13 protein-coding genes and 1 tRNA gene are annotated in these 23,757 nt (G+C 58.5%); 5 read left to right on the forward strand and 9 right to left on the reverse strand.

The window, feature by feature from the left end; genetic code table 11:
- Positions 1 to 50: 50 nt before the first annotated feature.
- Complete coding sequence (locus GRAN_RS14765; protein ID WP_161570984.1) at positions 51 to 1,013, forward strand: LysR family transcriptional regulator; 963 nt, start codon at positions 51 to 53, stop codon at positions 1,011 to 1,013.
- Positions 1,014 to 1,030: 17 nt separating this feature from the next.
- Here the strand turns inward: GRAN_RS14765 and GRAN_RS14770 are convergent, their stop codons facing one another.
- Positions 1,031 to 1,969: a sensor domain-containing diguanylate cyclase gene (locus GRAN_RS14770; RefSeq protein WP_128913761.1), complete on the reverse strand. Its 939-nt coding sequence runs from the start codon at positions 1,967 to 1,969 to the stop codon at positions 1,031 to 1,033.
- 593 nt (positions 1,970 to 2,562) lie between these two features.
- Between GRAN_RS14770 and GRAN_RS14775 the strand changes: the two genes are divergently transcribed.
- A complete protein-coding gene (locus GRAN_RS14775) occupies positions 2,563 to 5,082 on the forward strand; it encodes a DUF7948 domain-containing protein (RefSeq protein ID WP_161570985.1) in 2,520 nt (839 codons plus the stop codon).
- A gap of 562 nt (positions 5,083 to 5,644) precedes the next feature.
- On the opposite strand, the gene GRAN_RS14785 is transcribed toward GRAN_RS14775, so the two are convergent.
- The 5 genes from GRAN_RS14785 to GRAN_RS14810 all read right to left on the reverse strand — a co-directional run bounded on the left by GRAN_RS14785 (position 5,645) and on the right by GRAN_RS14810 (position 13,531).
- Positions 5,645 to 7,690: a glycogen debranching protein gene (locus GRAN_RS14785; protein ID WP_241654639.1), complete on the reverse strand. Its 2,046-nt coding sequence runs from the start codon at positions 7,688 to 7,690 to the stop codon at positions 5,645 to 5,647.
- Positions 7,691 to 7,990: 300 nt separating this feature from the next.
- Positions 7,991 to 9,295, reverse strand: a complete 1,305-nt coding sequence (locus GRAN_RS14790; protein ID WP_128913764.1) for an arsenic transporter — start codon at positions 9,293 to 9,295, stop codon at positions 7,991 to 7,993.
- Between the two features lie 605 nt (positions 9,296 to 9,900).
- Positions 9,901 to 9,988, reverse strand: a tRNA-Ser gene (locus tag GRAN_RS14800).
- 82 nt (positions 9,989 to 10,070) lie between these two features.
- Positions 10,071 to 11,816 (reverse strand): carboxypeptidase-like regulatory domain-containing protein, encoded by a 1,746-nt coding sequence (locus GRAN_RS14805; protein WP_161570986.1) that lies wholly within the window; start codon positions 11,814 to 11,816, stop codon positions 10,071 to 10,073.
- 92 nt (positions 11,817 to 11,908) lie between these two features.
- A complete protein-coding gene (locus GRAN_RS14810) occupies positions 11,909 to 13,531 on the reverse strand; it encodes a carboxypeptidase-like regulatory domain-containing protein (RefSeq protein ID WP_128913766.1) in 1,623 nt (540 codons plus the stop codon).
- A 262-nt stretch (positions 13,532 to 13,793) separates the two neighbouring features.
- Here GRAN_RS14810 and GRAN_RS14815 point away from each other — a divergent pair, with 262 nt between their 5' ends.
- Complete coding sequence (locus GRAN_RS14815) at positions 13,794 to 16,217, forward strand: Ig-like domain repeat protein (RefSeq protein ID WP_128913767.1); 2,424 nt, start codon at positions 13,794 to 13,796, stop codon at positions 16,215 to 16,217.
- Positions 16,218 to 16,320: 103 nt separating this feature from the next.
- Here GRAN_RS14815 and GRAN_RS14820 read toward each other — a convergent pair whose 3' ends face one another.
- Positions 16,321 to 17,139 (reverse strand): retropepsin-like aspartic protease, encoded by an 819-nt coding sequence (locus tag GRAN_RS14820; RefSeq protein ID WP_161570987.1) that lies wholly within the window; start codon positions 17,137 to 17,139, stop codon positions 16,321 to 16,323.
- A gap of 172 nt (positions 17,140 to 17,311) precedes the next feature.
- Between GRAN_RS14820 and GRAN_RS14825 the strand changes: the two genes are divergently transcribed.
- Entirely contained in the window at positions 17,312 to 18,913 is a 1,602-nt protein-coding gene (locus GRAN_RS14825; protein ID WP_128913769.1) for a winged helix-turn-helix domain-containing protein, read from the forward strand.
- Positions 18,914 to 19,022: 109 nt separating this feature from the next.
- Here the strand turns inward: GRAN_RS14825 and GRAN_RS14830 are convergent, their stop codons facing one another.
- The gene (locus GRAN_RS14830; protein ID WP_161570988.1) at positions 19,023 to 20,303 is read right to left on the reverse strand and encodes an EAL and HDOD domain-containing protein; all 1,281 of its coding nucleotides are present in this window, start codon (positions 20,301 to 20,303) and stop codon (positions 19,023 to 19,025) included.
- Between the two features lie 254 nt (positions 20,304 to 20,557).
- A complete protein-coding gene (locus GRAN_RS14835) occupies positions 20,558 to 21,943 on the reverse strand; it encodes an alginate export family protein (RefSeq protein WP_128913771.1) in 1,386 nt (461 codons plus the stop codon).
- 276 nt (positions 21,944 to 22,219) lie between these two features.
- Between GRAN_RS14835 and GRAN_RS14840 the strand changes: the two genes are divergently transcribed.
- A complete protein-coding gene (locus GRAN_RS14840) occupies positions 22,220 to 23,692 on the forward strand; it encodes a HAMP domain-containing methyl-accepting chemotaxis protein (protein ID WP_128913772.1) in 1,473 nt (490 codons plus the stop codon).
- Positions 23,693 to 23,757: the final 65 nt, after the last annotated feature.

Here is a 23,757-nt window from a genome sequence, read left to right on the forward strand (position 1 = left end):
TGTTGTCGTCCGCATTCGGCAGTCTCAGCAGTTGCCAGGGAGGTCGTTGCATGGATTTCAGAATCCGTCAGCTCCAGTGCTTCCTGACGCTCGCCGAGCTTCTCCATTACGGCCGCACGGCGCGCGCGCTCTACATGAGCCAGCCCACGATTACCTTCCAGATCAAGAGCCTCGAACAGGCCTTCGGCGTTCCCCTCTTCGAACGGAATCGGCAGCAGGTAAGCCTTAGCCGGGCCGGCCTCGAGTTCCGCCCGTATGCACAGAACATCGTCGATACGGTTCGCGAGGCACAAAGCCGCCTTGGCGAGGTCGGCAGCGAACTCAGGCTCAGAATCAGTTGCGGGGCCATCGGGCAGGCTCTTCTGCTTCCAACGATCCTGCGCACCCTTGCCGCACGGTATCCCGGGTTCGACCTGCAGATCAGCGAGCTCACCACCGAGCAGCAGATAACCGGGCTCTCTGAGAGAAAGATCGACGCCCTCCTCATGGTGGAGCCACTTCCCGTGAAAGGAATGCGATTTGAGTGCCTTCGGGAAGACTCTCTGGGCGTGATCCTTCACCGCCTGAACCCGCTCGCCGCGCGGCGAATCCTGTCGATTCAGGATCTACGCGAATCCGCTCTCGTCGTTCCACGGCTGGAGGACTCCTCGATTCGGCAGCCATTTCTCCGCAGTCTTCTGGCGGAGCATGGCATCACACCGAGCTTCTTGGAAGCTCCCCACTCGCTCTCCGCGCAGCTTGCTTATGTCGCCGCCGGTGAAGGCGTCATCGTTGGAACGCGCTACCGCATCGGGGGCCACCCTGACGTCGTCTTCCGCCCATTCCGCGAACGGCTGCCGCGTCTCCAATTGGGCTTCGCCTATCTGAGTTCAAACGTCACTCCGGCGCTGGAGACGTTTCGCTCCCTCGTCATGGAAAACACGGTCCGCAGGCCTTCACCGTACAGATCCACACCGGAACCTCAGCGCTGGCCCTTATCCGAGCCGGCGGCTCATCCCGCGCCTCTGTCTTAGCGTCCTTCGTCGACCCTTCAGCACTCTATTCTGGATGTGTCGGTGATCAAGTTCGCTTCCACGCGGTTGCGACCATGCTGCTTCGCTCGATAGAGGGCTGAGTCGGCGGCCTTCACCAAGACTTCAGGCATCGTAAGCGAAGTTCCATGCCTGGAGATTACGCTGGCAACGCCGATGCTTGCTGTCATGATGCCGCGACCCTCAATATTCCTCCGGTGCGGGATGCGAAGCTCGGCGATCGAGCGGCATACGTTCCCAGCTACCTGGATGGCTCCTTCGAGATCGGTATCAGGCAGAATGGCAGCCAGTTCTTCGCCACCGTAACGGGCGACGACATCCATGTTTCTGCGAATGACGGTCGTAAAGGCGAGGGCAGCGGCACGAAGGCAATCATCGCCGACCGAGTGGCCGTAGGAATCGTTGAGATGCTTGAAGTGGTCCAGATCCAGCAACAGAAGGGAGATTGGCGATCCGATACGTAAGGTGCGTTCCCATTCGCGGCCGAGTCTCTCATCAAAGCCCCGCCGATTGCGAAGCCCGGTAAGCGAATCGGTGACCGCGAGTTCTTCGAGCTTCTGCTCCAGAGCCTTGCGGTCAGAGATATCGCGAGTGAAGATAACAATCTCACCAGATGGACCATCCTCATTGCGCATCGTGCGTCCATTTACTTCGATCCAGACGAGGTGGCCGTCCTTGTGTATCCACCGCTGCGTGCCAGGAGAATTCTCGACGCCCGGTTGAACGGACCTTCTCGCAGCCTTGCGGGCGACCTCTCGATCAGGTTCATAGATCAGATCGAAGATCACTCTTCCCAACAGCTCCGCTGGCTCATAGCCAAGCTGCCGCCGTACCGAGGGTGACGCGTACAAAACTTCGCACTCCAGGGTGAGGCGGAAGATCACGTCGATGGAGTGCTCGACGATCTTACGGAAGATCAAATTATCGTTGGGCATCATGGGACGAGAACCATAACGGCCTCTCTGAGCGAGTCGTTGAGAAGTGTCGATTCCTTGACAAGGTTCTTGACGAGAGCAAGACGGTGTCGCGGTACCGTTTAAGTGATCATCGACGAGGTTATACGGAGTCTTTCCAATCGTTTGCGAATGGTTTGTTATGAGCCAAGATCGCTATGAGAGCTTAGTCCTCGCGAGAGCAACGCATCAATCGTATTCTTGGATCGATGCGCATACCTCGTACTGCTCTCTAACGTGCTGGGCGTTGCCGCCGTCCTGGTAGATATGGTGAAAGGTTGAGATTGCTATTCAAGAAAAATATGGGCTGTTGCCGGTCATTCGATCTGGCCTAAGTCATTCCGAGTGCCATGGCAGCGAATCACCTTTGATCGCCCAGATCCCGGACACTTCTCACTTTTCTTCGTATCTTGTATTGACACCGCGTTCGGGAAGCGTACACTTGCGCACATTATGAGCAAAGAAAATCTGCCGTTCCGATATTCGCCGGGATCGGCGCGTCTCTCTATCCTTTGGTCGTTGGGGCCGCGTTCATGAAATTTTCCTTACCATCGATCTTCGTTTTGACTTCGGTGCTGATGTCCACAGTGCTAGCCGTTGCCGCCGATAACCCGGCCGTAACCCCCGCGACACGGCAACGCTTGCTGCAATCCTATGGCGATCTTCCGATGAGCTTCACCGCCAATCAGGGACAAGCGGATCCGCGATTCGCCTTCCTTGCACAGGGTCGCGGATATTCCATCCAATTGGGTCGCAAGGGTGCTGAGCTTACCATTGCAGGCGCGCCTAAGACCAACACAAGCGGCCAGCATGCCGGCAAGAGGACATTACTGCAACTGAACTTTCCGGGAGCGAATGAAGCTTCCACGATATCCGGACTTGAGAGACTGCCGGGCGACAATAACTACCTGACGGGCGCCGATCCTTCCGGTTGGCATACCAGCGTTCCGAATTACACGCGAGTGAAGTATGCAGGGCTTTATCCAGGCGTCGACCTGGTGTACTACGGGAACCATCGTCAGCTTGAGTTTGATTTTCTGGTGGCACCGCAGGTGGATGTAAACACCGTGCGGATGAATTTCAAGGAATTGTCTGACGGCGAAGGCGAAAAGCTCTCCGTGAACTCGAAAGGAGAACTGGTGCTTGGTGGCAAGGACGGCACGGTTCTGCTCCACAAGCCGGTTCTTTACCAGGTCGTCACGGCGGATGGGAAACAGAGACGCGAGCCGGTGGAGGGTGAGTTTGTGGTGGACGGGCCGCAGAGCGTCAAGTTCCATGTCGGTGCGTACGACCATACCCGCGAGCTTGTGATCGATCCTACCCTCGTCTATTCGACCTATGTCGGCACCGGATTCGTCTCGTTCCAAACGATGACGGTTGATCCGAAGGGGGACGCCTATGTTATGGGTACGTCGACAAGCATCGACGAGTCGAGCTCCGTCTTTTTTGTCGACAAATATAACCCTTCCGGGACGGCGATCTTGTACACGACGTTCGTTGGAGCCGACTCGGCGGTAGCGAACGCGATCGCCGCGGATGCAGCCGGTGACGCATATATCGTCGGGTCTGCCGCACATGGATTCCCCACAACCTCCGGGGCATATCAGCGGACGTACGCCGGGCAAAGCGAATCCTTCGTCATGAAGTTGAATCCCACAGGAACGGCTCCTATCTACTCCACTTATCTGAATGGCCCGACGGATCCAGCGGGAGCGACTAGTCTCGTTTCGGTGACCTTGGACGGCAAAGGGGATGCCTATCTCCTGGGGAAGACAACCTCCAGCGATTTCCCCATAACACCCGGTGTCTTTCAGCCCGTTGGCAGTGCGAACACCCTTTTTCTGACCAAGTTGAACCCTACCGGTTCGGCGCTTGTGTACTCAACGTTTATCGGAGGAGATGGGGAAAACGCTGCCGGACTCGCACTCGATACGGCTGACAATGCCTATGTCCTTGGCTCTGTGGGCGCGGCATATCCCACCACCGCAGGAGCGTTCTCAAACACCGGCCAGGATTTTCTTGCCAAGGTGAATCCGACGGCTTCGAAGCTGGTCTACTACACGCTGCTTCGTGAGTTCCAGCCCTCAGGGTTGGCCGTGGATGGACCTGGGAATGCCTACCTCGCCGGCACAATTGCTGCCCAGGGCGCGCCTTCCTTTCCCGGGCTCCCCGAAACATCATGTAGCCAGATTTCCTGTGCCAATGCTTTTGTCATCAAGCTCAACACCGCAGGCTCCGCACTGAGCTACAGCGCGTTTCTCGGTCAATCGACTTACAACCAGGAGGTGGGATTCCCGACCTCCTCCTTGGCGTACGGTATCGCCGTCGATGCAACGGGAGATGCGTATATCACCGGGACCACGAATGACGAACTCTATCCTGTAACACCCGACGCCTATCAAACATCGTTCGTAGACGCTAATCCGTTTGATGACCAGGTCGTGTTTCTCACGAAGCTCGACCCCTCAGGAAGCAAAGTGCTGTATTCAACGTTTATTGGCAATGGTTCTGAGATAGACGGAGACGAGTATTACATTGCGAATGCCATTGGACTCGACAAGATGGGCGGCGTGACGATTGGCGGTAGCGCGGATGGTTTTGGTTACCCGATTACCATTCCGCCCTCCGGCGACTTCGAATTTACGAGCTATGAAGCCTTTCTCACTAAGTTCAACTTCGGAGGGGCCTTCTGCAGCTTCACCGCCAACCTGCAACTTGAGACAGCTCCTGACAAGACTCAAGGGTTTGCCCTGGAGTCATCGTTTGCCTTAGGCTCTTCGACGGCGCTCCAACCGGAGACAGTGCCCCTCACCCTCGCGGTCGGTTCACAAACCATGACAATACCAGCGGGGAAACTGGTGAAGAACCCCCTGGGATACAGCTTCTCGGGTACCGTGGATGGAGTTCGACTCCTGTTGTTCCTTGCACCCGCGAACCCTCAACCCGGTGCGCAGGCGACGTGTGGCACACCGGCCTACAAGCTCTCCGCCGTCGGGACGGGAGCAGTCTTCGGGAGTTCGGCGCGTCTTGTTGACGTCGCGGTCTCGATTGGAGACGAAAGCGGGAGCACGGAGGTCAAGGCAATCGGCCTGCAATAGGAACCGTGTTGACTGGCGTACACCGCTGGCTGCTCCTCTGCTGTCGCTCTTTCGTGATAGCAGAGGAGCCGGTCGATCGGAAAGCAGGAGAGCGGAGACTCTGACCGCATACGGCGGTCATCAAGCCCCCTTCAACTCGGTTGCGGCCATGTCGCTTCGCTCGATAGAGAGCTGAATCGGCTGCCTGCAGTAAGGAGTCGGGCTCCTCTAGGAAAACACCCTTCTCGCCAACTGAGATTTCGATAGGATTTGTCCGTAATCAGGTGCCGAGCGGCGGAAGGGCCTGAATTGATATCGGCAACGCAGATCTGTCTATCTTGCCTTCTCTCGTTAAGCGGACGATGACCTGGAAGCTTTCCTGCAGACGAGCTGTTCCCGGGACTTCGACGGCTTCGATCCTGCATCGCGAGTGGCTTAGTCGCGCTACGATGCCCGGTCCTATCTTCTGGTGGAGTACCTGAATACGGATTCCCGCCTTAATAACCTTCACGACGATCCGCGCTTCGGCGCGGTGAGAAACGGTTCGAAAATGACTAGCAGGGCCGCTGCAGAAGCGTTCCGGTCAGTTCGCGGGCCGAATAGCGACTACGATGGAGCGCGCCTTCACCTGAACGGTGCTTGAGTCGAGCAGCACTTCTCTACCGTCTTCGACTATGTCGTCGCTATGTTCTTCGGCGGTGTCGATTTTGAGCATCCATGGGCCGGGCTCCTGGATTTCGAAGGTCAGGTCTTCCCAGAACATGTTCATCATGACGTACAGATCGGCCTTCTTCGAACCGGAGAGACAGTACGCGAGCGAGCGCGAGTGCGGGGCGAGGTCGATGTTCGGACCGACACCATACCACCGGATATCTTCACGCCAAAATCTGGACCGGCAGATGGTGTGGTGGTTGCGAAACGCAATCAATTGCTTGTAGAACCGGAAAATATCCTTGTTCTGTTCGAGCCTGCTCCAGTCCAGCCAGGTCGTTTCGTTGTCCTGGTTCCAGGGGTTGGAGTTGCCCTGCTGGCTCTGCATAAACTCGTCGCCCATGCGCATCATGGGGGTACCGTTCGAGAGCATCAGGATCGTCGCAAAATTCTTCACCTGGCGGCGGCGGAGAGTCATGATCTCCGGCGTCGCGCCCTCGTCGCCTTCCACGCCGCAGTTCCAGCTGATGTTGTCCGAGCAGCCGTCGGTGTTGTTGGAGCCGTTGGCCATGTTGTGGCGCTCGTTGTAGGAGACGGTGTCGTACATGGTGAGGCCGTCGTGCGAGGCGATGTAGTTGATGCTCTGATAGGGGTGCCGCGAGTTGCGCACATCGCCGGGAAAGAGGTCATCCGAGCCGTAGAGCCGCGTCATCATGGCCGGGACCATGTTGGGCTCGGCTCGGACGAAGCGCTTTACGTCGTCGCGGAAGCAGCCGTTCCACTGGAACCAGCTCAGGCCGGGAAAGTTCTTGCCGAGTTGATAAGCGCCTCCTGCATCCCAGGGCTCGGCGATGAGGCGGACGTGGCCAAGATCGGGGTCGGCTGCGATCTCGGCGAAGATGGGCGGATCGCCGGTGTCGATGGTGCCGTCGGTCTTGCGCGCGAAGACGCTGGCAAGATCAAAGCGGAAACCGTCGACGTGCATCTCGCGCACCCAATAACGCAGACTGTCCATGAACATGCGGCGGGTGTTGCGGTTGCCACAGTTGAGCGTGTTTCCGCAGCCCGAGTAGTCGAGATAGGTGTCGGGCGGCGAGCCGGAGGTGAGGTAGTAGCTGGTATTCGCGATGCCCTTCATCCCGTAGCAGGGCCCGTCTGCGCCGGCTTCAGCAGTGTGGTTGTAGACCACATCCAGAACCACCTCGATGTGCGCCTCGTGAAGCGCCTTCACCATGCGGCGAAACTCGTTCTTAGCCGCGCCGGCACCGCTCGAAAAGCCGCTATGCGGGCTGAAGAAGGCGACCGGCATATACCCCCAGTAGTTTTGGCTCTGCAGCTCGAACTGGTACACCGGCATCAGCTCGACGCAGGTCACGCCGAGGTCTTTGAGGTATGGGATTTTTTCGATGAGGCCGAGATAGCAGCCGGCATCGAACCCATTCACGCCGGAGTTCAGGTTGCCGGTGAAGCCTTTGACGTGAATCTCATAGATGACCAGGTGGTGTTCGTGTGACGGGCAACAGTCATCGCCCCAGTCAAACGGCTCTTCTGACTGCGGTGCCATCTGGGCCATCATTGCCTTGCCGCGGTTGGAGCCGGGGCCGATGGCGGCGGCGCGATCGAAGGCCTCGGGGATAAAGAGCTGGCGGGCGTAGGGATCGAGCAGTTCCTTACCCCACGGAAACAGCACATTGACGCCGGACGGATATTCTTCGCTGCCATCGACATGGTAGGAGTAGGCGACGGCTCCGTTGGCTTCCTCGGCCGAGACACGACAGTGCCAGATGTCGTCTGACTTGTTGATGAGCGGGTCCATTCGCAGGGAGTAGACCGGATGCATCAGGTCGTCGGCTCGATAGAGCTGCAGCTTGACGCCGTCGGCATGCCGGGAGAACAGACCGAAGTTGTAAGCCTGGTGTTCTTCGACCCACGTGCATCCGAGCGGCGAGGGTGATCCCTCATGCGCCCTCCAAGACATAAAGCCATCCTCCATGGGGGCTACTCAAAATCAGCCCCGGCGCAGCGGCCCAATTTTCAGGCTATTCGTTATGGATGACAAGGGAATTCTGCAGCGGTCTATTTTTCTCTTTTGAGGGTGACGACAGGCCGGCGTTAGAGGAGTAATTCACCGCGACGAGTGCGTGGGCCTTTCTCGTCACGCCACCTCGTTTTTTGAGTTGTTACAGAAATCTCGGCGCTCTGTTGCGCACCTCCGATGATGATGAAGGGAATGATCCATCCGGCGTTCACATTCATAAGACAGTCCTCCGAGTTGTTTTTAGTGTTTTCCGACGAGCATGTTCATCAGGATCGCTCCGCCGAGCGCAGCAAAGAGGGCCACAGGCATGGCGACCATGCCCACTTTCAAGAACATCCAGAAACTTATGTCGAGTTTCTCCCCCCCTTCGTCTCCGCCCGCGTCCTTGCGAAGCGCTAACAGCCAAAGAATCGTAGCCAGCGATCCGGTGACCGAAAGATTGGGCCCGAGGTCTACACCGATCAAAACGGCATTGGCAATCAACCCCTTCGTATGAGCGGCTTGAATAGTGCCGCCCGCGATAAGTCCCAGAGGAAGGTTGTTGACGATGTTGTTCGCTATCCCCACAACGAAGCCGACAAGCAGTGCGCCTGCGTTCTGGCCCAGATGGGACGCCCAGGCGAGCCACTGTTGAGCCAGGTTCAAAGCTCCCTGACTCTCGACCGCATCCACCATGACAAAGAGGCTAGCGACGAGTAGCAGAGTTGCCCAACTAATCTCGCGTGCAAGCTTCATCGGATTGCTTCTTGCCTTGATAGAGACAACAGCGCTAATCACAAGTGCAGCAAGGCACGTGGGCAGTCCCAGGTCCTTCTTCAGTGCGGAAGCCGTCAGAAGCACCGCAGTCATTAGAGCGAGACCGGCAAGAACAAGCTTGCCGGTCTCGCTCAACTTGGTATCTTCGACGTCGCAGTCGATGCTCTTACAAAGGTCTTCTCGAAACATAAAACGCATGACGAAGAATGTCAGGAGAATTGAAAACAGTGACGGAACACCGAAATCCGCCAGCCATGTCCCCAGAGGAGGCATCCCTGTGTGGAATACAACCAGATTCGCCGGGTTTGAGATCGGGAGCACGAAGCTCGCGGCGTTCGCAATCAAGGCGCAGACGAACAGGTACGGGAGCGGGGAGACCTTTGCCTTGCGTACAGCTGTCAGAATGGCGGGCGTCAACACCACCGCCGTCGCGTCATTCGACATAAAGATGGTTACGAGCGTTCCTACCGCGTAGACCAACAGGAACAGACGCGAGCAACTCCCGTTAGCTCCGCGGACTGCCACAGAAGCCACCCAATCGAAGACGCCTTGCTCCCGTGCCAGCTCACTCAAAAGCATCATGCCAATGAGGAACAAGTAAACGTCGCTACCCTTCGCTATTGCTTGCCCGGCCAACGTCAACGGTACGAGACGAAGAACGATCAGAAGCAATGCTCCGCCCGAAATCCACCAGACTTCAGGGATTCCGCGCGGACGGGTAAGCATCAGGGCGATGCTGACGGCGACGATCAGAGGCAAAACAACCTGCGCAATGTCTGTCGGGATCATCGCCACTTTTTTCCGTTCTTGTTGGGTCCGAGCCGAGTTCCGAGCAGCCCATCTTCCGGCCAGGCCTCCAGTGCGTTGTCCTGATCGCGCTCTTCGGACTTCCGTTGCGTGCGCTGACGGACCGCGAGCCGAATCTCGTCGCTCGTCGCGTTTCCGCGCGCGTCCTGGAATGACACCCTCAAAGGCTTTAGTCTTCGACGTTGGGAGGTCAAAAGGTCGTCTAGAACGAAATGCTCTTGAGGCCGCAGTATCTGAATCCGGACCGACCGATTGCCGAACGCGTTTCCTGTTCCACGCGAAACGGAGGTGATAGCAACCTTCAGGGTGATGCTCAGGGGTCCCGTTGACCAACGCATACTGCGAGCGCAAGGTGCGGTTGCGATTCCATACGGGATAGACGAAGACGCTCTGGACACCGGAAGACGGACTCGTCTATACAGCCGGACCTTTGGGTATATCAATTCATGCTCCTCTAAGGGTAAGTGCCCTTAAGAAGTGTCCGAAGCGCATTGTAAGTCGAAGAAAGTTACGGACCGCGTCCCGTCGAGTGTCACAGGGAGTGTCCCTCGACGATCTTCTGTTGATTCTAAATAGGTTAGAGTCAATGGCGGAGAGACAGGGATTCGAACCCTGGATACCTTGCGGTATACACGCTTTCCAAGCGTGCGCCTTCAGCCACTCGGCCATCTCTCCGCAGCCTTGCGGACCTTTTGAATCTACCACAATTCACCCCCCACCTGTGGCATCGAGCCCCAGCCTGACGGCCGCGAAAGCACTACGGAGAGACCGCCTGGATCACCGGATGCGCTGCCGGCGAGGAGGCAAGGTCAACCGGAACACCGCGCAAGAGGTAAGGAGCCAGCGTAGCCGGATCGGTCCACTTCACCTCCCAGCCGTGCTCAATCGCCAGCAGAATGTACTGTCCGGGGATCACATCGTCCATGCGGAACCCCCCATCCGTATTGCTCTGGTCCCTTCGAACGATCGTCAGGCTGGACGGGTCACCAAGCGTCGCAGGCACCAGCAGAACCATCGCGCCTACCGACAGGTTAGAGCCGACCTTCGCCGTCCCCGTCACCTTGGCAAGCCCCGACGCCAGATGAATCAGAAGATGCGGCGCGCCCTCCCGAATCGTGATGACGCGCCCTTTCGCCTGCGCGCCCGTGGCCACAAGCCCGGTGAGAAAGGCGTTCGTCCCTCCCGGAACCACAACCTCATATTCGCCCGGCGGAGCGGACAAGGTGGCCTCTTTGCTCTCACCCGCGCCACGCCGCCTCCCGCGTCCTCGCTGGTCCTGCCCTCGTCCTCCGGCATCCTGGCCTCCCTGGGGGCGTCGGCCGCCAGGTTGATTCGCTCTCGGGCCGCCCCCACGCCCTTCAGGGCCTCCTCGAGGACCACCAAAGCTCCCATCGCCAAGAACCCGGCCGGTCGAGGTGTCCCGTAGCCTGATCTCTGAAGCATCCACCGATGTTCCGCCATCAACCGCGATCGTGACGTTCACCTCGCTCGCCGCCGCGGTGACCTCGGTGGTGGATCCACCTGCCCCTACATGAACGATCGACGTTGGCCCCCCGGAATCATTGCTGTCGCCGCCCGGCACGCGGCTTACCTGGTAGGTTCCCGGTTGTAGCCCCCCGATATCAAACATGCCAGAGCTTGACGCTTGCCCTGGCGCGAATATATTTCGAAGCGAACCGTCGGGCATTACCTGCGACACGACAGGCTGCCCCCGTCCACCACCGCGCCCCGTCGGAACGCCATTGGGGATCGGGATAAGAAGATGCGCCGATGCCAAAGGCCGCAAACGCATGTCTGCCTGTCGCACCTCGCCTGAATGCATGGTCAACACCTCGGCAGCGGTATCGTCGTCGACACCGGGATACCAGGTCACCGGATAAACCACGTCGAGCGAGGGATCAGATGGCGCATCCGCGGCTGCACTCGGACCGGATGGTCTTTGGACGGCGTACCACGGATGAGCCTGGACCTCCACTTCGTACTCTCCCGGCGCAAGCTCTGCAAACTCGTATTGGCCCAGGTCATCGGTCTGTCCGAACTCACGCGACAGGAGCGGGCTTTGATCCGTCGCACGCGCCTCGGGGTGAACGGTGAAGAGTCTGACCTGTGCGCCGCGCACCGGTTCTCCCGCCTCATCGGTCACCGTGCCTCGGATCACACCGTCCGGCGCGACACGAAACACAAGATCGTAGCTTGGAGAGGTTCTCGTCAGTACCACGCCGGTGAAGAAGCCGTCGTGCTCGTCGAACTCCTGCCTGCGATATCCACGCGCGCTCGCCACGACACTCCAAGTTCCGTCGCTTGGCACATCCAGCGCGAATCGCCCCTGGTCATCGGCGTCCGTCTGGATGCTGGCCCCGCCGAAGCCTGGGCTGCGTCCTCCCGCAACTTGGGCGGCCAGATGGCATCGCGGAATCACTGAGCCATCCTTCGCGCTGACAGCGACGCCCGTGATCTGGTACCTCGGCACGCCCTTGTCACTCTTCCGTTGCTGACCGGCCAAAGAGCCTCCGCACAGCCCGACGCAGGTAGAGAGAGCTATAAGAACAGCTCTGCCATGGGCGAGCCGCAAAGTGGGAAGGGAAGAGCGTCGCTTCACTGGGGAAGCTCCGCCGCAGGTACGGCAGCAAGCGAAAGCGTCTGCTGTCCGCCCGCGTTCAGCGTGACCGATTGCGCCCGGTCCAGGAAGGCAGCCATCGTTGCCGGATCTTCGAAATCCGCTCCGATTCGGCGTTCCAGGGCGACCATGCGATACGTGCCGACGGGCAGATTGGAGCGGCTAAAGCTTCCGCTCGATCCGGCACGCACCATCACCACGGGCGTCACGGAAGGCGTCGCCGAGACCAGATAGACCCATCCGGGCGCTGGCTGGCCGGCGAGCGTCACCGTTCCTGAAAGGGTACCTGTCTGGTTCGACACGACGATACGGATCGGCACGCTTCCCGTGCCGGGCGTGACTACCAGGTTCTGCGTCAGCAAATCCGTGCCTCCACAGCTCGCCTGCGTGACGAACCATGGCCCGCCGGAGCGCCCGCGCAGGCGGTAGGTGCCTGACGGAGGCGAGAAGATTGCCGTCTGATCGCGCTGCACATTCGCCGGAAAGCTCTGCTCGATCGCATCTCCATTCGTCGCGATCGACACAAGAGTAAGCCCGAGCGACTGCGCGGTCGGCGGCGTCGCGTTATCGGACGTCGCGCCCTGCTCCATCTCCACCTCGACCGGCATCGCGGGTGTCTTCGAAAAGTGAAGCTCCACACCCCCAATGTCATGATCGGGAACGGTGATACTGGTCTCCGCCTCTTCGCTTCCGCCGCCCATCTCCGAGAACCCTGAGAGCAGGTACGTTCCGCTTGGAAGTACGACGCTGAGCGTATCCTGATCGGACCGGGACGTGCGGGGGCTCAACGGAATCGTCAACCCGTTGTTGCCACGTGCCGTGAGCCGGGGAAAGCCTCGCCTCGATCCCGACCCCAAGGCAAAGGTTACCTCGTATCCTTTCCGGGTTTCCGGCGTCAAGTGAATCTCCGACACCTCGCCCGGGCGTAGATGAATAGCTTCTTTTATGGATGAGCTTTCGGCTGGAACAGATACAGGCAGATACATTTCCTGACCGGACTGTGGCTGGCTCATCGCGCGGACTTGGACGGAATAGTCGCCCGCCATCATCGCGAGGCGAAACGTTCCGTCGCTCCTGGTGCGCGTGGCGTCGACCTGTCGCCAGTGATGGCCCGTCTCATCGAAGGTGCTTCGTCTCGCGATGACGTTCAGGTTCGGCAATCCCTCACCGCCAGCGTCCGTGACATTCCCGGCAAGGATCGCCTCCGGGTAGAGCGTGAGAACGATCGGGTCCGCCGCTCCGAACTGGTACACCCTGGATCCCATATCTGAGGCTTCCAGCCCCGCAAAGAATCCTGGCTTACTAGCGACGAGCGTTCCGGAACTGGCTGTGACCTGGGAGAAGGAGAAAACACCGTCGTGGTTAGTGAGTACGCCCCGGTCGCCAAGTCGAACCAGCGCCCGGGAGACTGGTTGCCGCGTCTGCGCGTTCAGGACGACCCCGGTAATCTCTGTCGGAGCAGCGGTCGCCGGACTCGAACCCGTAGGCTGCGGGAGCGTAGAGAGTTGGAGTCCGTGTGCTGCGTCCGGAACGGACAGGACAAGGCCAAGCACGACAAAGAGGGAGCTCTCACCGATCCGTCTGCTAGAAACCAAGAGCACAACCTCTCAGGCGCTCAGGATAGACGTATGGCCACCCAGAATGGTACGTCCGATAACACATATTATGTCCGGCGACGCTGTAGCGGCTCGAAAGGAACGCCTTGCGTAACGGTAAGCGCTTGGGTGGGAACTTTCGTCACCAATTCCAGCGTCGATCTGGCGCATTCGTTTCGCATGCAACGTTCGGTTTGCTTTTCGCACAATCGATACGGTACACACAGTTCACGCTTCCACATTTTATCCGCCTGAAGGGTAGGTTTGCATGTTCCGTCCGCTAACTCACGTTTCCGCTGTTGCCTCGCTGCTCTCTGGTCTGCTTGCAGGCCATCCGGCCAACGCTCAAGAGACTCCGAAAATAGAGATCCCCCATTCGATCATTAGCCTGGCTCCTGCTCTTCGTCCGCACGGCCAGGTCGTGGCCCGCAATGCCACGGATGCTTCCTTCGAACATGTCCCGGAGAACTATCACGTGTTTGCGGCTGCAACCGTCGGGCAAGATGCCGGCGTGGAGTTGCTGACGCTCAACTTCGATGGCGCGACCCGTTTGACGAAGATTCAATCAAAAACCAAAGATTTTGTCGTCGAATCCGCCGGTACCTGCCACGAAGGCAGTAGCTATTCGAAGGGCGATAGCTGTGCCCTGATGGTGAGATTCAGTCCGCAGGGGCCTGGTCATCGCTCCGGCTCGATCAACATCGCAAACAGCGCCGAAGCAAAGCCGATGTTTGTAGGACTGGCGGGCAACGGATATTCGCCTGTGGTGAGCTTTACTCCCTCTCAAATCGTAACGGTCGCGGGAACCTCTGCCTCGAATACTGGAACAATCAAGAGCTCCACGAATCTCGCTGTCGATGGCGGCGATACGCTTTACATTCCGGATGTCGGCAATAAGATCATCAAGGAGATCGATTCGTCCGGGACGATCAGCACACTGAGTCCGGTCTTTGCCGTTCCTCAGAGCCTGGTTGCGGACAGCTCAGGCTTTCTTTACAGCCTGAACGTCACGGGAAGCACCTACTATTTCAGCTACTACGCGCCGTACGGTTCGCAATCGGCTTACGGCACCAGCTATACCGCCGGTAGCTGCACGCCGAGCACGCCTTGCCCGCTGACAACGGTAGGCATGAATCGGCCCGCCAACATCAATATCGACCCGTATGACAATCTGTTCTTTGAAGAAGGAACTCAGGGCGCCGCGGAGATGCCTGTGGCTATTATCGCCGGCGGCTCCGACAGCTTGAACCTCTGGTATCTGCGGAATCAATATGTGTATAGCTCTACGCCTCCCGTATCCTTTGCCGTCGACGGCAGTGATACCCTCTATAACTTTTACAACTACGGAACCACCACCTGCTTTCTCCAGTCGGAGCCTTTGTACAACGCGGAATACTCTCCGGTGGCAAAGAAGGTAGCCGGTGGATCGGCATGCGGCTTCAGCGGCGACGGAGGGCAGGCGCGCAGCGCGGAGATCAGCAAGACGGTGGGTCAGATAACCTTTGATGTCGCCGGGAATCTTTACTTTGCGGACGCCGGCAATCAGCGTATTCGTCGAATCGATGCGTCGACGGGCGTTATCTCCACCATCGCCGGAACTGGCGTCTCAGGATACGCAGGCGATACCGGGGCGGCAACAGCGGCGGCCATCAGCAACCCTACGGGCCTTGCGGTTGATTCGCAGGGGCAGGTGTTCATTCTGAGCAACGCTCCAGTGGCCGGACCCACGCAGGTGATTCGTAAAGTGAACACGACCGGATACTGGAACTTTGGTTCCCAGCTTAAGGGAACGACCAGCACGACCAAACTATTCACCGTGGCAAACACGGGAAACAGTGCCCTGACGCTCGCCGCCAACGCTGCCATCAGCGGCGTTCCGGATTTCGCAATCGACACGACAGTGACGAACTGCGTGCTGACCGCGGGTTCGACGCTGGCCGCTGGACAGAGCTGTGTGATCGGAATCAAATTCACTCCCGCCGTCACTGGGACGCGCTCGTCCACGCTCACGCTATTGGACAACACCGTGGCGGGAGCGAACCATATCGTTCTGACTGGTGCCGGGACCTTGCCGGCGCCGAAGATGAGCATCACTTCGCCGACCGCTGCGGTGAAGAAAGGAACGACGGTGACGTTTGCTGTGAGTGTCGCGGCGACCACGTCAGCGAAGCCGACCGGTACGGTGACCTTTAAGGTCAACGGATCGAATGTTGGTAGCGTCGTCACGCTGTCGTCTACCGGCACGGCGTCGACCACGTTCACCGAATCGACCGCGGCGACCTATTCCCTATCGGCCGTATACAGCGGCGATGCGAACTACTCCAGCGCGACGGTTTCCGAAAACCTGACGGTGACAGCCTCGGTCAAGGAACCCTCGACGGTGAGTATTGCGCAAGCCCCTTTTGAGCGCACGTCTTGCAGTTCTTCGCCGAGCTTCTCGGTGCATGTCTCTTCATCGGGTAAGATGCCGACCGGGCTTGTTCAGCTGATGAACGGGACGACCACGATGGCCTGGGCTACCTTGAACAACGGGGTCGCGCAACTATCGTCCGCCAAGATGGCGGGCGGTCTCCACACGCTGGTTGCGAGCTATGGAGGAGACAGCGAGCACGAGCCCGCAACGTCAGCGCCCCTGAGTGCGTTGACGGCGACTGGCGGCGCGGCGTGCCCTGTTCCCACACCGAAGATGTAACATTCCGCACGGGCAATCTGTAGACGCTCGTCACGGAGCCTTCAAGCGGCGATCCTCCTCTGGACCTTTGCGAAGGGATACCAGAGGAGGTAGCCCCTGTGCCTCAGGGAGTGACGCTCACTCTTTGTCGTATCGGCTTCAGGATGACGAATCGTCCGGAGTGGCAGATAAAGATGGAGTGAAATAGCGACGCCGGCACTACTCCGTCCACATCGACCTCTATCTTCTGCGTCGGCATGATCACAGTCACGTGGAAGACCTCCTGAGATCCTAAAGATACGGCAGGCAGAACAAGGACCCCTGCGGAGAGAGTTCCTCCACCACCTAGAAAGCTCTCCGCGTGGTATGTCTGTTGTTGCAGAGAGGTCTTCGCTTTCGCTACCTGGTTGAAAACCAAGAAGGTGTTTGAGCCAGAGTCCAGGAGCAAATGAAGCGGCTTCGCACCCAACTCTGGTACGACCACCGGGAGCACCAGCCGATTCGCCGTGGTGTGCCCCCCGAATTGACCTTCGAGCTCTACTGGCAGCCTGTCTCCTGAGGTGCCGGACGAGAGCACACCGGCTTCTGAGGTCCCCTGTCTTTGCACGATCGGCTCAAGTTCGATCACATGTGCGCCGTAGTCAATCAGTAGATCGAAATGATTCAGGAAGTCCTCGCCAAGAATCCCTCGCGTCTGCCCGGGACAATCGTGTTGTGAGGAAATGCGAAGCCCTCTTACGGAAGCTCCGGCCATCGAGATCGAATCTGTCTCGAAGACAGGAGAAGAAATACTGCCCTCAACTCCCGACATGATCCGCTCGCCAACTTTCACTAACTGAAATTTCTCGGCCAGTTTACGATCGATCACAGTTCGCGATGTACCCGTGTCCAAAATAAAATCGAGTGGTCCAGAGCTGTTGATATGAATGGGCACGACAATCATCGAGTCCCCTGCCACTTTGAAGTGAAGGCGAAATACGCCCTGTGAGTGTCCAGCGGTACTCGCGCCTGACAGTGTGATGGCAAATAGACAGAAAATGCATGCAAGTCTTGAGAAAGACATAGCTCACCTCGTTGAGGCGAACTATCCGTGATGTGGTGACTTCGAGGTTGGCGTGGTCTATTTCTTCGCAGAGTTTCAGGTCGACGACGCAGAGTTCCATTTTTCCGTAGAGGGAGAGCGTATCCAACTCGAGCCGAAAGTACTTCGGCTCCTTATCTATTTCATCGAGAACGCTAACCGGCTCGTACGCAAGCAGGAGTTACTGGACGCACTCTGGCCCTCAACGATGGTCACGGAGAATGCGCTCACTCGCGTCATCGGGCTCCTGCGCAAGGCGCTCGGCGACGACAGTCAGAATCCCCGTTTCTTGCACACCATACCCACGGCTGGCTATCGTTTTGTCGCTGACATTCACACCGAACCTGAGCGCAGGGTTGCCCCTTCTCTGCCACCGGATGCCGGCGATTCGGCCGTGATCTTACCCGCCCCTCCTACGCACGGTGACGCGGCCCTGCCTTCCACAGCCGGTTCGCGGCGTTGGAGTTTCGTAGCCGCGGCTGTCTTCGTGTTCGCGGTGGCCCTTCTCTTGATCTCCCGGATGACCCGGCATCTACCTCAGCCGGCGTCCTCTTCCCCCACACGAGCGGAGGCATACCCCGCGCCTATTACACCGACAGCTAGCGACAGGATTCACCTCGCCACGGCCCAGGCTCGCAATCCCGTCGCGTATGAAGCATACGAGCGAGCAACCTTCCTCATTTTCAACGAGGTCAGCCACGGCGACGACGTCAACTACTCAGAAGCGAGTCGAGAGCTTGAGACCGCCATCCGGCTTGATCCGCAGTTCGCAGAGCCCTATGCGATGCTTGCCCAGGTCCTCCAGCGCTACGTCCATCATGGGACCGGGGATGTGCGGGCGGAGTATGCGCGATCCTATCTCCTTGCAAATAAAGCGCTCGCTCTGAACCCGCAGTCGTCTCTCGCTCACGATGTGCTGGGAGAATTGCACTCCGATAAGGAGGGGGATTTTAGATGGGAGGCTGCCGTCGGAGAGTTGAAAATGGCCCTCACGCTCAACCCGGACGATGCTCTTGCTCATGGACTCCTCGGAGCGATCTACGTGAAGGTCGGCCTGCTCGATCACGCCATCGAGCAGGCCGACATTGCTCACCATCTTGATCCTTCGTTCAACATCTACACCGGCGAGAAGATCCGGGCTCTCGAGTACCAACAGCACTTCCTGGAGGCCAGCGATCTCTGCGTCACCCTGGCGCACAAGGCTGCATGTGCCATCTATCTCTGGGAGAGCGGTCAGCGCGACGAGGCCTGGACTGCGTTGCAGGCGGGGCTTCAAAACCCAGAGATGAGGGCAAGCCTGGGATATGACCTTATGACCTCTGAGGCGTTTTTGCTCGCGCACAAGGGAGAAAGCGCGGAGGCGGAGAAGGTGATCCAGTCCATCCTGAAGTCGGTCAATCTCAAGAGCGACACTTTCTTCGCCTTCTCGGAGTACCGCCTGGGGGAGGCCTATGCGGCGATGGGGGAAGAGACCAAGGCCATCGATCTTCTGGAAGCAAGCTCACTCAACGGTTTTCCATGTTACCCGTGGTACGCGAACGATCCGGAATTGGCTCAACTCAGAGCGAACCCACGGTTTATCGCATTGATCGAGCGCCTGCGCCGTCAATATGAAGTTTTTCAAAAGACACTCTAGCGCCTATTTCTCACATACTTTTGAGCGCTGCAGCGACGACTCGATACGCCCATTCCTAAGGGCTGGACACCCTGAACGCGTTGAATCCATTCATAATGGTGACGAATCGCTACTTCTCGGCCGCCCGAGTAGCTTTATCCGCCCACCGTACCGACTCCACATAGATCATCGACGCGGTACGTTCCGTCAAACCGAGAGCTTTCTGGATATCCCGGTGCTCGCGCCAGTCCCCTGACTCGTGACAGCGCACAAGGTCCAATGCCCTGGCGAGAGTGCTCGGAGTACCCAGCAGCGCAGCCTTCATCTCGCGATCCACCGGAAGCGAATCGACGATCTGCGACATCGGCATCCCGAGAATCACGTCGATCAGAGATAGCATGCCCAGCAGATAGAGCTTCGAGGCCGACTCGTTCATCAGTGGCGCGAGCAGCTCGCAGAACTTTGCTCGTTCCAGTGCCATCTGCACCACAGCCTTCGAGTGTGCCGTTCCCGCCAGGCCAGCCAGCGCCACTGTGACCATCTTCCGGAACTCATCGTCCCCGACCATCAGGAGCGCGCTCCGGATCGAGGTAATCGGCGCGGACAGGCCATAGATCGCCGAGTTCACCAGCCGGAGCAGACGATAGCAGATGGAGGCGTCCGACATCACGAGCTTCTCCACCTCGAAGATGTTGGCCGGCGTTCGCGTGAGCGCCGCGAGCATCCTCAGATAGATCACCTGGTTCTGCGGAATCACCTGCGTCGAAACCACGATTGGCTTGCAGAAAAAGTACCCTTGATAGAGGGTGCAGCCTTCAGCCTTAGCCGCGTGAACGTCGGCTTCCGTTTCAACCTTTTCAGCGATGAGTCTGGCCTTGGCTGGCGCCGCTAAACGATAAATCTCTTCCCTGGTCCTCGCGTCGGATGCCCGGAAATCAACCTTGACGAAGTCCGCGACCTCGAGGAAAGCCAGCTTCTCGTACTCCGGGGAGAAATCATCCAGGGCGAAGCGGTAGCCCTTACTGCGCAGACCCCGGCAAACCTCCATTAACTCGGGGTCCGGATCCACATTCTCAAGAATCTCAAGAACGGTGCTCGCCGGAGGCAAAAGCGTCACGATCCCACTCACCAGCGAGTGACGCGTGCAGTTGATAAACGTCGCCTGATCTCCGGAATCCGGCATCAGCAGGAGGCATTGGTCGATAACATCTCGAGTAGCATCCTCTGCGTCCCCGGAAAAGGCATTCGAGAGCCCCGAGCGAAAGAGCAGCTCGTGGCCGTAGATTCCCTTCCTTGCATCAAGGATCGGCTGCCGACCGATAAACCGGGTCGGAACCGTGACGAGGTCAATCCCTTTGTCCGGGCCACCAACTTGTTCTATCTCTGCGCCGTTGGCCAACTTCTCCTCCAACCCTCTCCGATTCGAACAACTACTCTCTTCATCACCGATCTGAAGCCGGATCAACATACTGAGGCATGTCTTTCCATGATAGCAAGACCCAACACCCAGCCAAAGGAACTCGATACGCGGCTCCGGCAAGCTCTGCAAGGCCACGCCGCATATCAACAGTTATCGCATTCTTCGTACTAACACTACCGTCCACCGCTCCCGCGTGAAATACCACAAACGGGGAGCGTTGATCCTGGTTCCCGCGTGTACCGCCATTACTTGTTATTGACGGTGAAGCGATAGGTGCAGGAGAGATACGCAATGCTCTGCGGAGCTCCATGGCTGTTCTTGGTCATCAGCGCCCCGGGATACAAGTGCCCGAAGCCGCTGTTCACGACAAAGTACTCGTGGTAGACGTACTTAGCCGAGACGTCGAAACCAATCCCAAGATCGTCGCTCTTGAAACCACCGGTCGGAGGTTTCACGGTGACCGAACCGCTCCCGCTATACACATCATCTTTCCGGTTCGCCACGTTCAGATACTCGTTCTGTACGAGAAGCGTGAGGTTTCGCGTCGGATAGAGATCGAGATTCACCCTCGCCTGGCGGATATTCTGCCAGCCAAAAAGGTCTACAAGGCCGAAGACATCATGAGCACTTGGATAAAGCTGATCGAAGGTGCCGATGCGATAGGCGTTCGTATGCGGATTACCCGTCGCGTAGTCATACTGGCCCTGCAGGCGCGGCAGCCACGGCAGAGGTGCCGTATAGCCAAGCTTCGCGTAGCCGGCGCCCGCGTGGATCGAGTCGTTGGCAAAGCTGCCGCGCTGCAACGCACCTTCCACGGTGTAGTCGAAGTGCATTGGAGCATTGCCCAGAATGCGGCTTCCAAAGGTCGCTTCGGTCTCCGTGCCGTACTTCCCTTGCTGGCCCAGGACACGTGGCATCGCCTTGACGAACACGTAAGGCTCGATACTTGTCTTCGGAACCCAGGTGGCGATCGTGCCGTACGCGCCATGGAAGTTCAGCCCGGCCGCGTGCATATCCAGCGCCGTCGGATGAACAGTGACAACAGAGGAGCTGAAAAAGTCCACGTGGTTCGTGTTACCGATGCGTGCCGTAATAGCGTCGAAGGTCCGGCTCGTATTCGTCCAGTCGCTTACCCCGACGAGACGTTCCCCTCCGAAGCGCATTTCCTGCCGTCCGCCGGCTACACGAAGCGATTCGGAGTGGAGCGAAAGATAGGCCTGCCGAAAGTCGAAGCTGTCGCGCATGTTCGCCGCGGTGTACTTCAGCGGAAGTGCCAGAGCATGATCGTCATGAAACTGGATAAAGGTTGTGGCCCAGTGCGTGGGACGCGTCTCGAAGGATCCGCGCACCCGGGTCAGGTCGTAACCGTAGCCGTTTCCCGGGAGATAGCTGATGGCCGTCTGCCCTTCCGAGCGAGTCCGCAAATCGAAATCGATCGTCATCCACGATGGAACTGCCGCTGAGTGCAGGGGCTGATTCTTCCCAAGCACCTGTGGGTATTCGCGAAATTGCTGCGCCAAACCCGCGGCCGGAGCGAGGAAGAGAGCGGCTCCAGACAGGAGTGCAAGCGTAACTTGGCCAAGACGACGTACACACAGAGGAAGAAGACCACAGCGCTTCAAAGAATGCATAAGTACCTGCCCATCGTTGATGGAGATCGCGAACAGCCGCTCTATCGGCGACGCGTTTTCACTTGATCAACTTTCTTGGGCGACGAAAGTTGCACTTCAGAACACCGTTTTGGGGATCACCTGGTACTTTCTTCAGAAATCCTGACCCGTCAGCGTCATAAAGCATGAAGTTTCATGAATTTCCGCCGTTATCCTGCCGATAGAAAGGCCGAAGTTCCAACCACCCCGGGGTAGGTATCTCGAGCGCGGAGACCCCTGGGTTCGCAGGAGAAGATTGTGACCATCAAGAAAAAACTGTATATGGGCTTTGGAGCCCTCGCTGCCTCGCTCCTGATCGCAAGTATTACCTCCATCGTGCTTCTCAACGGCCTCTCCGAGATGACTCGAAAGCTGGTCTCCTCCGACGCGGCCAAGCTATATCTCGCGGGCGAGATCGACACGTCCATCGCGAGGATGCTCAGCACCGCGAGAGCCATGCTCCTGCCTGGTGCGGATCGCTCTTCCCTCGAGGCCAAGTATCACAGCTCAGAGAGCAGGGCGATGGAGGCACTTAATAAGATGAAGCCTCTTCTCGTGACCACGGAGGGCAAAGCCATGGTCTCCCAGTTGTCCTCTGATCTTGACAGCTCCCAGAAGGACTTCCTCAGCCTCACCTCCGAGCTCAATCGAGGCAATAACTCCGAAGCGATGAAAGTCCTCGCGACGATGCTCCCTCTGGTCGACTCGATCGGAGAGCAGAGTGAGAAGCTCGTTCAACGCGAGCGTGGCCGCCTGAACGAATTTGGAAACACCGCCGTGGACCAGGCTGTGCTAGGCCGCGAGATCATGGCTTTCCTTCTGCTCCTCTCAACGGGCGTAGGAGCTCTCTCCTTATTTATCGTCCACAAGCTCGACCAGCAGCTTCACCAAAACGTCTCTCAATTGCTCGAAGGAGCCGATCAGGTGACCGGAGCCGCCAACGAGGTCGCCAGCTCCAGCGACGCGCTCGCCCGTGAGACGACGGGTCAAGCCGCCGCGATCGAAGAAAGTTCCGCCTCGTCCGAGGAGATCAACGCCATGGCCAGGCGCAACAGCGACCACGCGCACACCGCGACCAAGGTCGTGCAGCGCCTAGAAGCAACGTTGGCTAACAATGACATTGCGCTCGCCGAGTCGGTATCCGCGATGGATAAAATCGCCTCTGCCAGCGCGGAGATCAGCCGCGCCCTTCATTCGATCGATGAGATCGCGCTCCAGACAAACATTCTCGCTCTCAATGCGGCGGTCGAGGCCGCGCACGCTGGTGAGGCTGGCCTTGGCTTCTCTGTCGTAGCCGATGAGGTGCGCAGCCTCGCGCAGCGTTGCGCCCAGGCCGCCAGTGAGACCTCCGTGCTGATAGAGCAATCGCTCCAGGCCGCGCAGGGCGGTCAGCTCACGGTGGGCGCGGTCGTGCGCGGCACGCGCCAGGTCACCGAAGAGTTCTCCTCCATGCGGCAGATCATCGGTGAGATCCACACGGGAAGCCAGGAGCAGAGCCGCGGCGTCGAACAGATCAGCCGGGCGCTCACGCAGTTGGAGCGCGGCACGCAGCAATGCGCCGCCGGTGCGGAGGAAGGCTCGGCTGCGGCTCAGGAACTTACAGCTCAGGCCTCTTCGCTCCGCCAGGTTGCCGCGGAGCTAGGGACTCTTGTCTACAGCAAGAATCATCCGGTGCCTTCTTCTAGAAACGCAGCGAACGCTGACCTCCGTGGCGAACTGGCTTATAACTAGAATTCTTCAATCCAAGAAAGATGCCGCATGGGAAGGACCCATGCGGCATTGTTGTTTTGTGCCCT

The sequence above is a fragment of the Granulicella sibirica genome (genome assembly GCF_004115155.1).
Taxonomy (GTDB): Bacteria; Acidobacteriota; Terriglobia; order Terriglobales; family Acidobacteriaceae; genus Edaphobacter; species Edaphobacter sibiricus.